This window comes from Achromobacter sp. FW305-C-28, from assembly GCF_058783235.1.
Genome location: NZ_JBYSYL010000006.1, coordinates 354,933 through 365,350, shown reverse-complemented (window position 1 = coordinate 365,350; position 10,418 = coordinate 354,933). Strand labels below are relative to the sequence as shown.

Sequence of the window (10,418 nt, the reverse complement as noted above, 5' to 3'; positions counted from 1 at the left end):
GCTTCTGCCTGATTTGCACCCTCTTTTGCAAAACCCGCTGACTGCTGGTTCGAGAATCAGGTCACAAACTGCTGACCAACTCATCGCCCTGGAGCCCTGCGGCAGATCCGTTCGCTTTTGCGTCCTGATCCGTTGCACTTGCTTGGCTTCGCGGTTCAGAAAACTGCTTGAACTGCGAAGGAGCGAGACTATAGCACAGAATTTTGGCTTGTCACGCGCCGGAAGCAAAAACCTGCACAAAAATCGTCTTTGGCTTACGCCCCGCTACGCGGGACCGGCCAGGCAGGCAACGCTGTGCAGGTCTGTGGCCCCTCGGGCGGCGGCCGTCTGTACGGGATGCCCTGCAGGGTGTTCTATATATAGAGAAGTTGGAAGTGCTCTATATATAGAGAAAGTTGGAAGTTCTCTATAGGGTAGGGAGGCAATCGGAGGACGCCCCGCTGGAGCCCCTCTCCCTGTTCGCCAGCCCTCCTACCTCAGGCGGCCCTCTACCGCTGGCGGCGCGCGCTATATAGAGGCGCCATCTATATAGAGGCACCGCCTGACCTTCACCAGCGCAGGTTGTCGATGCGGGTGATCCGCTTGAGGGACTGCTCGTGGGTCGTCTGGTTCACCAGCCATGGCGGGGCGCCGACATCCTTGAGCATGTGGGCATCCATTTCATGGGCCAGATTGCGCAGCGCCGCTTCGGCGCGCTTCTGGCGATAGGCACGCCAAAGACGTCCGATGAGACCACCTGGCGTGGGCACCGAGTCGGCCTTGGTGACGGCCGGGACCGCGTCGGCTATCTCCGCTTGAGCGGCGGCGGCTTTAGACGCAGGATAGAGGGGATCTTCGGACGAACGAGCCGTGCGAACGGCCTGGGGCACGTTGCCGAAGGGCGGGGAAATCGGGGGGCAAGAGTGCGCGGTCATGGGTGATCTCCTTGATTCGATCCTTTTGGTAAGCGTAGTCGCCCAAATCCGCCCTGAAAATCGAATTGTTTTACCCGATACGGTCAGTTAAGCTAACCAATCGAGGTACTTTGCGTGCCTCTTCCCCAGACAATCCTTTTTACCCCCCCGAATCCATGCGTTTGCCCCTGAATACCCTGCCGGCGTTTCGCGCGGTCGCCGAGCTGCAGAACCTGCGCGCGGCCGCGGATCGGCTGCACCTGACGCACAGCGCGGTCAGCCAGCAGATCAAGGGATTGGAAGAGCAATTGGGCTTCCCCTTGTTCGAGCGCAGCGGGCGCGGCATTGTGCTCAATGCCGCCGGCGCGGCACTGCTGTGCAGCGTGCAAAGCGCCATGGCGTTGCTGGACGAAGGGCTGATGGCGGCGTCAGCGGCGGCCAGCGGCAGCGCGCAGCGAATGCGCGTGTCGGTGCTGCCGTCATTTGCGCAGCGCTGGCTGTTGCCGCGCATGGCGCGCTGGCATGCCCAGCACCCTGGTCTGTCGCTGGAAATCGAGACATCCCAGCAGGTCGTGGATCTGCTGCGCGACGGTTTTCATGCGGCGTTGCGGTTTGGCCGCGGGCCCTGGCCGGGCGTCGAATCAGAACCGCTGTTCGATATGCCCCTGCCGCTGATCGCCCTGACGTCCCCCGAGACGGCGCGGGCCTTGCCGGACAACACGCCCGAAACGCTGGCGCGCCAGCCGCTGCTGGGCGAACGGGATATGTGGCAGCACTGGTTCGCCGCGGCCGGCCTGCGGGTGCCCGTTACGCCGGTGGCGACCTTCAATGACGCAGGCATGATGCTGCAGGCGGCGGAACAGGGGCTGGGCATCACGCTAGGGCGTGAATTGCTGGCGGCCGACGCGATCTGCACGGGACGGTTGGTGCAGGTGTCGCCCGTCAGCGTGCACTACGAACAGGCGCAGACCTATCACCTGGTCTACCGGCCCAGCCTGCGCGACTGGGCGCCGCTAGTGGCATTCAAGCAATGGCTGCGCGATGAGCTGGAGCGGTCGAGCAAGACGCTGGTGACACCGGCACGCCACGAGGCCGCCCAGGCCGCGCAAGAAAAAAAGGGGTAAAGCGGCCCGGCTTTACCCCCAACTGCGGCGGCAGTTAAACCGCGACGGACTCAGGCGACCTTGCGCTCGGCGGACTGCGCCGCGCGCATGCTGTCCGTTTCGTTGAAACGCTGGTGCCAGGAAAACGCTTCTTCCAAGAGATGCGGCGTCTGGCCGCCGCGTTGGCAGGCGCGATCGAAGTAGTCTTGCAGCGCGTCGCGGTACGACGGATGCACGCAGTGCTGGATGACGGCGCGGGCGCGTTCGCGCGGCGCCAGGCCGCGCAGGTCGGCCAGGCCGCACTCGGTGACCAGCACGTCGACATCGTGCTCGGTATGGTCCACGTGCGACACCATGGGCACCACACTGGAAATATCGCCATTCTTGGCCATGGACTTGGACACGAAGATCGCCAGGTGCGCATTGCGGGCGAAGTCGCCCGAGCCGCCGATGCCGTTCATCATGTGGGTGCCGCCGACATGGGTGGAGTTGACGTTGCCGTAGAGGTCGAATTCCAGCGCCGTGTTGATGGCGATGATGCCCAGGCGGCGCACGATTTCCGGCGCGTTGCTGATTTCCTGCGGGCGCAGCACGATGCGTTCGCGATAGTGCTCGATGTTGGCCAGGATCTTTTCGTACACCGGCTTGGACACCGTGATGGACGAGGCCGATGCGAACGCCAGCTTGCCCTGGTCCAGCAATTCGATGGCGCTGTCCTGCAGCACCTCGGAATACATGGTCAGGCCATCGAAGTCGGACGACTCGAAGCCATGCAGCACGGCGTTGGCGATGGTGCCGATGCCTGCCTGCAGCGGCAGCAACGAATTGGTCAGGCGCCCCGCATCGACTTCGCGGCGCAGGAAGGCGTTGATGTGCGCGGCGATGGCATTGGTCTCGGCGTCGGGCGGCAAGGCGTTGGACGGGCTGTCCGGTTCTTGCGTGATGACGATGGCGGCGATGCGATCAGGGTCCACCTGGATGAACGGCTGGCCGATGCGCTGGTCGGCCGACACCAGGCCGATCGGCTCGCGCCCCGGACGGTCGCCGGGCACGTAGATGTCGTGCAGCCCTTCGATGGCCGCGGGCACGCCCAGGTTCAGTTCGATGATGACGGTGCGCGCCTGCTGGGCGAACGAAGCCGAATTGCCCACCGACATGGTCGGCACGATGGCACCGGTTTCGGTGATGGCGGCGGCTTCGATGATCGCGACGTCGATGGGGCCGATGTGGCCTGCGCGCAATTGCTCCGCCGTCTCGGACAGATGCTGGTCGATGAAAGCGATGTCGCCCTGGTTGATCTTGCGACGCAGCGTGGTGTCGACCTGGAACGGCATGCGACGCGCCAGCGCATTGGCCTGCGCCAGCACCTTGTCGGTGTCGTGGCCCAGCGAGGCGCCGGTGATCAGCGTGATGGACAGCGGCTCGCGCTCTGCCCGGCTGGCCAGGGCCGCGGGCACGGACTTACAGTCTCCGGCGCGGGTAAAGCCGCTCATACCGACGGTCATACCGTCTTGGACCAGCAGGGCCGCCTGTTCGGCGGACGTGATCTTGGCGCGCAGCCCAGGGTGACGGATACGGTCGAGATGCATGGTGTCTCCAGATTTTTTTCGCAGTATAGGAAGGCCGCGCCAAATCTCGTAATGACTTAAAATCATTCAATCCAGTCGTTTTTTTCATTGATTGAATGTTCCGCGTCTTGCAAAGGAGTTGAGCCTTGGACGTGCGCGCCCTGCGTTATTTCGTGGAAACCGTCAGGCACGCCAGCTTCACGCAGGCGGCCAAGGCGCTGTTCGTGACGCAATCCACGGTCAGCAAGATGATCCGCCAGCTGGAAGAAGAAGCCGGCACCGCGCTGTTGGTGCGCGACGGCCACACGGCGCGACCCACTGATACGGGCCGCGTGATGTACCAGCGTGGCCTGCAAGTGCTGGAAACCATGCGCCAGCTGACCGAGGAGATGCGCCAGACCGCCGACCTGCAGCGCGGCGCGCTCGAAGTCGGCATTCCGCCAATGATCAATCTGCTGTTCACGCCGGTGGTCAAACGCTTTCGCGAACTGCATCCCGGCATCCACCTGACCCTGCGCGAGGGCACGGGCCGCGCGGTCGAAGAGCAGGTGGCCGGCGGTGAGCTCGAAGTCGGCGCCACCATCCTGCCCGTCGCGCCCGACAGCGGCCTGGCCGTGCAGGCCTTTGGCAGCTATCCCATCTGGGTGATCGGGCCGCCGGACGCCGCCTGGGCCGGCAAGACGTCACTGCCGTTGAGCGCATTGCGCGACACCCGGCTGTTGATTCCCACGGACGATTTCGCGATGACACGGCGGCTGCGGCAGGCCTTTGCCGATGCCGGCATGCAACCCGGCATCGCCGCCCAGAGCGCGCACTGGGACTTCCTGGTGGCGATGGCCTCGGCCGGTCTGGGCGCGGCGCTGCTGCCCGAGCCGCTGATGCAGCGGATGAAGACGCGCGGCCTGAGCACCGCCAAGCTGGCCAAGTCCGGACTGCAATGGGAAGTCGGCCATATCTGGCAGGCCTCCGGCTATCTTTCCTACGCCGCGCGGGCCTGGCTGGCCGTGTGCGATGACGTGCTGGGCAAGACTCGGCCAGCGGCCACCCGCAAGCGCGGATCCCCGCCCTGAAACCCGCGTCCATCCGGCCCTATTTCTCCTGACAAACGGACGGCCAGCGGCATCGCCGATGCCACGAAATCTATCAGGGACGCAGCTGAGTTTTTGTTGCAACGGCCCCGTCTGCGGCTTGGTATGCTGCCGCCTCGACGCGAGCGAATCGCCCCAAGAAAAATGACCCCGAACCTGCAACACCCGCCTTTGCGCGCCGCCCGGCCGCGCATGCTTTCCTTTGCGGCGCTGATCGCCGCCCTGCTGCTGGCATTCTGCATGGGCCCCGCCTTCGCCGCGGCGCCCGCAGCTCCCGCCGACACCGACGCCACGCTGGCCAATGCCCGCAAGCAGCTCGATGACATCCGCAAGCGCGTGCCGGATGAAACCGACGATGCCAACCTGCTCAAGCAGCGCGGCGATGTGCAGGACATCCAATCGAAGGCCGATGCCACCGCCGACGCCCTGACGCCGCAGTTGGCCAGCGTGACGGCGCGCCTGAGCGAGTTGGGCGCCCCGCCCGACGGCGTCAAGGAAGCGCCCGACGTGGCGGCGCAGCGCATGCAGCTGGAAAAGAACAGCCGTGCGCTGGATGCGCAGATCAAGTTGGCGCGGCTGTTGTCGGTGGATGCGGCGCAGACCGCCGAACAGATCTCGGGCTTGCGCCGCACGCAATTCCAGGCACGGCTGGGGGAACGACGCGACTCGTTCCTGTCCGGCCAGTTCTGGGCGGAGTTCCGCGAGGAATTTCCCGGCGACCTGGAACGCCTGGTGGCGCTGCGCGATGACCTGACCACCGCCGTCGGCCAAACGCCCAAAGGGGGCTGGCTGTTGTTGGCCGTGGCGGCCGCCGTGGCGATTGCACTGCGCATCTGGATCGGCCGTGTTCTGCTCCGTATCACGGCGACCCGGGTGCCGCCCGGGCGCCTGCGCCGCTCGTTCCTGGCCGTTGCCTTGCTGGCATTGGCCGTCGCGACGCCCGGCGTCATCGCCGTGCTGATCCACACCGGCCTGGACTGGAATTCGCAACTGTCGGACAGCACCGGTGCGCTGCTGGCCAACCTGGTGGCCACGGTGTGTTTCGGCGGCTACGTGTCGGGCCTGGGCTACGCGCTGATGTCGACCAATCGGCCGTCGTGGCGCCTGCCGCCCATTACCGACGCGGTCGCGCAGCGCCTGCGCTGGCTGCCCGGCGTGCTGGGCGTGCTGGTCGTGATGATCTGGCTGGCCGAACGGCTGCCCGTGCTGCTGAACGCCAGCCTGACCACGACGATCACCCTGACCGGCATCGTGTCCGTCTTCGTCATGCTGACGATGGCGGTGGCGCTGTCGATCGGCCGACGCCTGCGGCGCCAGGCGCAACAAGCGGACGCCGCGCCGACACCCTTCTGGATCTCGTTGCTGCTGACGGCGATGGGTACCGTGCTGGCGATCAGCCTGGCCAGCCTGCTGGCGGGCTACGTGGCCTTTGGCAGTTTCCTGACCAAGCAGGTGCTGTGGGTCGCGATCATCCTGGCCTCGGCCTACCTGCTGTCGACCCTGATCGAAGACGGTTTCAGCACCCTGCTGGGAACGTCGCACCGCGACGACAGCGAAGGCCCCAGCCTGCGCGACCAGGCGGCGGTGCTGCTGTCCGGCGTGGGCCGCGTGGCGGTGGGGCTGTTGGCGGTGATCCTGCTGCTGGCGCCCTTCGGCGAAGGGCCGATGGACTTGCTGCAACGCTTTGACCAGCTGCGCAAGGGGCTGGCCATCGGCGAAGCGCAGATTCGCCCCGGCGCCGTGCTGCAAGCGTTGCTGGTGCTGGCGGTATCGCTCTTGAGCGTGAAGATGCTCAAGCGCTGGCTGTCCAACCGCTACCTGCCGACCACCGAACTCGACCCGGGCATGCAGTTGTCGGCCGCGACCTTGTTCGGCTATGCGGGCTTCGTGCTGGCCGTGGCCCTGTCGCTGTCCGCGGCGGGCATCGGCCTGGAACGGGTGGCATGGATCGCCAGTGCACTGTCGGTGGGTATCGGTTTCGGCCTGCAAGCGGTGGTGCAGAATTTTGTCTCGGGCCTGATCCTGCTGGCCGAGCGGCCGGTCAAGGTGGGCGACTGGGTGTCGCTGGGCGGTGTCGAGGGCGACATTCTGCGCATCAATGTGCGCGCGACGGAAATCCAGATGGGCGACCGTTCCACGGTCATCGTGCCGAACTCGGAATTCGTGACCAAGACCGTGCGCAACGTCACGCGTTCGAACCCGCTGGGCCTGGTGCAGATCAAGCTGCCGCTGCCGCTGTCAACGGATGCGCAGCGTGTGCGCGAATTGATCCTGCAAGCGTTTGCCGACCACGAGGATGTGCTCGATACGCCGGCGCCGAATGTGTTCCTGGATGGCATCGAAGGCGGCAACCTGGTGTTCAACGCCAAGGGCTATGTGTCGTCGCCACGCTCGTCGTACGGGGTGCGCAGCGCCTTGCTGTTCACGTTGCTGCAACGGCTGCATGACGCCGGGCTGGAGGTATCGTCGCCCCCCACCATGCTGCTGGCCTCTGCGCCGCAGGCCACGGCCTTGCAAGCGCCTGCCGCTGAAGGACCGGGCGCCACGGCCGCGCCAGCCGCCACGCCCTGATCCTTTACGCATCGGTTCGCCGGACACGATTTCAACCCGGCGAATAGAAGTCCACCAGCCCTTGACGATCCATCCGCGGATTGCGCAGCGGCGGCGAGTTGGACATGGAGTTCTGCACCGACAGCACCGGATAGGCTTGCGCGGCGACGGGCGCAGGCGGCGGCGCGTATTGCGCCGTCTGCATCGGCGGCTGGGCGGGCGCGATCATGGCCTGCGGCGCGGCGCTTGCGGGCGCGGCCTGGGCCACGGTCGGATTCTCGAAGCGGTGGTCAGCCGTGGTCAACGACGGATTGGTGCACAGGCCCTGGGCGGTCAACGCCGCCTTGGTACGGTCGTCGGTCTGGCACAGGATGTCGACCGCGGCCGTTTCCAACCTGCGCGAGCGGTCCGGATCCTTGGTCGACGCGGCAGCCTGCATGGTGCGTTCGAAGTTGCGGCGCAGGCTGCATTTTGTGTCTTCCACCGGAAACGCGACGTTCATGCCGAACCCTACGACCGAACCGCCGCCGCCCGCCGACACCATGCAACTGTCAGACGAGAACGAGCCGTAGAAGCTCTGCGCGCCAATCGGCGGCGCCGTGCGCAAGGTGCTCGAGCCGCTATTGTTGGAGTTAAGCGTAATACCCTGGTTGTTGCCGGCGTTGGTGGACCCCGATGACGCCGAGGTCGTCGCAGCGGAAGAGCTGGTCTGGGCGTTGGCCGAGAAGGCCACCAGCGACAGCGACAGGGATAAGGCAAGCGCAATGGTTTTCATGATGTCCTCCAGCCGGACGGCCGAGGCCGTCCGGGTTGCCTGCTGCTCAGTGACCGAACCCGCCCATACCGCCCACGGGACCGATGCCGTGAATCGATGCCGTGGCGCCGATCGCCCCCGCATTGAACGTCCCCGTTGCCGAGGCGTTCGTGGTGGTGCTGCCGAACGTGGCGCCGCCGTTGGCGATGCTGTCGCCCACCATGATCGGCGCATTGCCGGTGATGTGGCCGTAGGTCTCGCTGGTGGCGTATTGCCGGGTGCTCGTTACCACGTTGGTGCCGTCCTTGTCGAACGTGCCGCCGGCGCTGGCGACGCCGCCCGTCTCACCGAACGACGTCTGGCTCGATGTGCCATAGCCGTTGATCTGGGTCGACACCACGGAAGTGCCCGTGGAAACCGACGAGACCGTTCCGGTGATGGTGCCGACGTGGCCCGATGCGGAAATGCTGGGGCTCGGCCCGCCCGCGTAGGCGGAGAACGCGACGAAGGACAAAGTTGCGACTGCTGCGAGCTTTTTCATTTGAGCTCCTCCTGATCCGTTTCATGCGGATGAACAGGTGCCGGTGGCCGACCGGCGCGGACCTTTACCACCCCGACGCAGTACGCCCTTACGGCAACGTGACGCTTGGGACTTTTGTATTGGTACGGAATGATTGCGCCGCACTAAGGATGTCGATATCGGTTAAACGGGCGACCGGTCCCAAGAGAGTGGGGAAGAAGACGTAAAAGATGTCGTGGAATCTGCGAGCACCGCGCCGCAGGCCATGCGGATGGACGAGGCGGCGAGCGCCGCGCGCGAAATTGCTGCGGCGCTTCTCAACTCTAAGGATGGGTCGACGCGCCGCGCTCTCGCGCAATTAACCTAGCGCGCACGGCGGCAAGCCGAGCGGCGACAGCCGTTAGGCTGACTGTCAGGATGGAAGGGGCAAAGCCGTATCACGACGGCGCAATGGCTTGCCGACGCCGAGCGCGGCAGGGTCAGGCGCGCGGGTCCGTACCGATGCGCCCGGCCAGGCAGGCCGATTCTCGCCGCACCAGCGCGAGGTCCACCGCGACGAGCAACAACAGCACGCCGCACTCGGCCAGTTCCAGCCGGGCCGACAGGTGGTAGCTGGCCAGCAACGAGATGCCAGCCCCGCCGGCCAGCCAGCAGGGCCAGACAGGTGCCGGTCCCTTGGGCGCGATGCCTTTGGCGCGGCTCAACCCCAGCCAGGCAATCAAGGGCAGGCCAAGCATCGACAGCGGCACGTAGATCGCAATGGCCGACAGCACCGCGGCCACGCTGAACTGGGTTTGCGAGGCCAGCGCCATGACAGCAAGCGCGCCAACGGCCGCGTACCACAACAGGCGGACAACGATCAGGCGCGGCAGGGTGACAGCTTGTCGGTTCATCGGAATGGCGGGGGGCTGGCAGGCGGAACCCGCTGCCCGCCCGGCGACGCGAGGGGATTTTTCAGCCATACTACTCCGCCCGACCGGGCCCTGCCCGGCCCCTTTCATCCGGAGACACCATCATGATCCAGGAGATCGCCAGCATTCATGTCCGCGAAGGCCAGGAGGCGCTGTTCGAGGCCGGCGTAACGCAGGCCAAGCCGCTTTTTCTGCGCGCCCGGGGCTGCCACGGCATGGAGCTGTACCGCAGCATCGAACAGCCGCAGCGCTATACGCTGGTCGTGGATTGGGAAACCGTTGAAAACCATATGGTGGATTTCCGGGAATCGCCCGATTTTCAAGAGTGGCGCAAACTCGTGGCGGGCTTCTTCGTGGAACCGCCGCAGGTGCATCACGAACAGAAAGTGGTCTGAAAAACGGGCGGCGTCAGCCTGACGCCGCCAGCCTTGAACTGGCCGCCAGCGCCACGGCCACCGTGGTGCGCACGTCGGCCAACGCCCGGTGAGTGGGTTGGGATGCCCCCACATGCCGCGCCAGCACGTCCAGCTTGTGCGAGGGCAGTTCCGGCCAGGCTCGCCGGGCCAGCGCCAGCGTGCAATGAGTGGCATTGGCGAACGGCATGCCGGTCTGCAGCGCGGCAGCCTCCAGGAAGCGACGGTCAAACGACGCGTTGTGGAAAAACACCGGCAGGTCTTCGACAAACTCCAGGAACCGCGCAAACGCCTGCGCCACGGGCAGGCCCTGGCTGTCGACTTCGGCTTGGGTGATGCCGGTCAGCCGCGAAATGAAGGACGGCACGGCGCCGCGGGTGCGCACCACTTGTGCATATTCCCGTTCGGCGGCGCCGTCCAGTCCCACGCGGACTGCGGCAAATTCCAGGATCTCGCAGCTCGAGGTCGACAAGCCCGTGGTTTCCAAGTCGGCCACGATGAACGGACCGCGCAAGGCGTCCAGCGCCGCGGACACCGCCGCCGACGGTGGGCGGGCGGCGCCGGCAGGCCGGGCAGTGGCGCCCGGCTGACGCGTCCTGCGGTAGTAGAAGGCCACGG

The 10,418-nt window shown here is 65.8% G+C and carries 10 protein-coding genes; 4 read left to right on the top strand and 6 right to left on the bottom strand.

Features of this window, described 5'->3' with window-relative positions:
* Nucleotides 1-548 precede the first annotated feature (548 nt).
* Nucleotides 549-914 carry a hypothetical protein gene (locus tag AC3WMR_RS17770; RefSeq protein WP_492263958.1) on the bottom strand — a complete coding sequence of 122 codons (366 nt, stop codon included), beginning with the start codon at nt 912-914 and terminating at the stop codon, nt 549-551.
* A 155-nt stretch (nt 915-1,069) separates the two neighbouring features.
* Between AC3WMR_RS17770 and AC3WMR_RS17765 the strand changes: the two genes are divergently transcribed.
* Entirely contained in the window at nt 1,070-2,017 is a 948-nt protein-coding gene (locus AC3WMR_RS17765) for a LysR substrate-binding domain-containing protein (RefSeq protein ID WP_492263959.1), read from the top strand.
* A 50-nt stretch (nt 2,018-2,067) separates the two neighbouring features.
* On the opposite strand, the gene scpC is transcribed toward AC3WMR_RS17765, so the two are convergent.
* Complete coding sequence (gene scpC, locus AC3WMR_RS17760; RefSeq protein WP_492263960.1) at nt 2,068-3,585, bottom strand: succinyl-CoA:acetate CoA-transferase ScpC; 1,518 nt, start codon at nt 3,583-3,585, stop codon at nt 2,068-2,070.
* A 125-nt stretch (nt 3,586-3,710) separates the two neighbouring features.
* On the opposite strand from scpC, the gene AC3WMR_RS17755 reads away from it, so the two are divergent.
* Both AC3WMR_RS17755 and AC3WMR_RS17750 read left to right on the top strand, forming a co-directional pair.
* On the top strand, nt 3,711-4,634 hold the full coding sequence (locus AC3WMR_RS17755; RefSeq protein WP_492263961.1) for a LysR family transcriptional regulator: 924 nt from the start codon (nt 3,711-3,713) through the stop codon (nt 4,632-4,634).
* A 162-nt stretch (nt 4,635-4,796) separates the two neighbouring features.
* A complete protein-coding gene (locus AC3WMR_RS17750) occupies nt 4,797-7,223 on the top strand; it encodes a DUF3772 domain-containing protein (protein WP_492263962.1) in 2,427 nt (808 codons plus the stop codon).
* Nucleotides 7,224-7,254: 31 nt separating this feature from the next.
* On the opposite strand, the gene AC3WMR_RS17745 is transcribed toward AC3WMR_RS17750, so the two are convergent.
* The 3 genes from AC3WMR_RS17745 to AC3WMR_RS17735 form a co-directional block, all read right to left on the bottom strand.
* Complete coding sequence (locus tag AC3WMR_RS17745; protein ID WP_175194586.1) at nt 7,255-7,977, bottom strand: hypothetical protein; 723 nt, start codon at nt 7,975-7,977, stop codon at nt 7,255-7,257.
* A 46-nt stretch (nt 7,978-8,023) separates the two neighbouring features.
* Complete coding sequence (locus tag AC3WMR_RS17740) at nt 8,024-8,497, bottom strand: hypothetical protein (RefSeq protein ID WP_492263963.1); 474 nt, start codon at nt 8,495-8,497, stop codon at nt 8,024-8,026.
* 458 nt (nt 8,498-8,955) lie between these two features.
* The gene (locus tag AC3WMR_RS17735) at nt 8,956-9,369 is read right to left on the bottom strand and encodes a hypothetical protein (protein WP_492263964.1); all 414 of its coding nucleotides are present in this window, start codon (nt 9,367-9,369) and stop codon (nt 8,956-8,958) included.
* Between the two features lie 122 nt (nt 9,370-9,491).
* Between AC3WMR_RS17735 and AC3WMR_RS17730 the strand changes: the two genes are divergently transcribed.
* Complete coding sequence (locus AC3WMR_RS17730) at nt 9,492-9,782, top strand: antibiotic biosynthesis monooxygenase family protein (RefSeq protein ID WP_492263965.1); 291 nt, start codon at nt 9,492-9,494, stop codon at nt 9,780-9,782.
* A gap of 13 nt (nt 9,783-9,795) precedes the next feature.
* Here AC3WMR_RS17730 and AC3WMR_RS17725 read toward each other — a convergent pair whose 3' ends face one another.
* On the bottom strand, nt 9,796-10,416 hold the full coding sequence (locus AC3WMR_RS17725; RefSeq protein WP_492263966.1) for a 3'-5' exonuclease: 621 nt from the start codon (nt 10,414-10,416) through the stop codon (nt 9,796-9,798).
* Nucleotides 10,417-10,418: the final 2 nt, after the last annotated feature.

What these genes read in the sequence shown, in the direction of transcription:
- AC3WMR_RS17770 (WP_492263958.1), bottom strand. Translation starts at nt 914, where the DNA reads ATGACCGCGCACTCTTGCCCCCCGATTTCCCCGCCCTTCGGCAACGTG.
- AC3WMR_RS17765 (WP_492263959.1), top strand. Translation starts at nt 1,070, where the DNA reads ATGCGTTTGCCCCTGAATACCCTGCCGGCGTTTCGCGCGGTCGCCGAG.
- scpC (WP_492263960.1), bottom strand. Translation starts at nt 3,585, where the DNA reads ATGCATCTCGACCGTATCCGTCACCCTGGGCTGCGCGCCAAGATCACG.
- AC3WMR_RS17750 (WP_492263962.1), top strand. Translation starts at nt 4,797, where the DNA reads ATGACCCCGAACCTGCAACACCCGCCTTTGCGCGCCGCCCGGCCGCGC.
- AC3WMR_RS17745 (WP_175194586.1), bottom strand. Translation starts at nt 7,977, where the DNA reads ATGAAAACCATTGCGCTTGCCTTATCCCTGTCGCTGTCGCTGGTGGCC.
- AC3WMR_RS17740 (WP_492263963.1), bottom strand. Translation starts at nt 8,497, where the DNA reads ATGAAAAAGCTCGCAGCAGTCGCAACTTTGTCCTTCGTCGCGTTCTCC.
- AC3WMR_RS17735 (WP_492263964.1), bottom strand. Translation starts at nt 9,369, where the DNA reads ATGAACCGACAAGCTGTCACCCTGCCGCGCCTGATCGTTGTCCGCCTG.
- AC3WMR_RS17730 (WP_492263965.1), top strand. Translation starts at nt 9,492, where the DNA reads ATGATCCAGGAGATCGCCAGCATTCATGTCCGCGAAGGCCAGGAGGCG.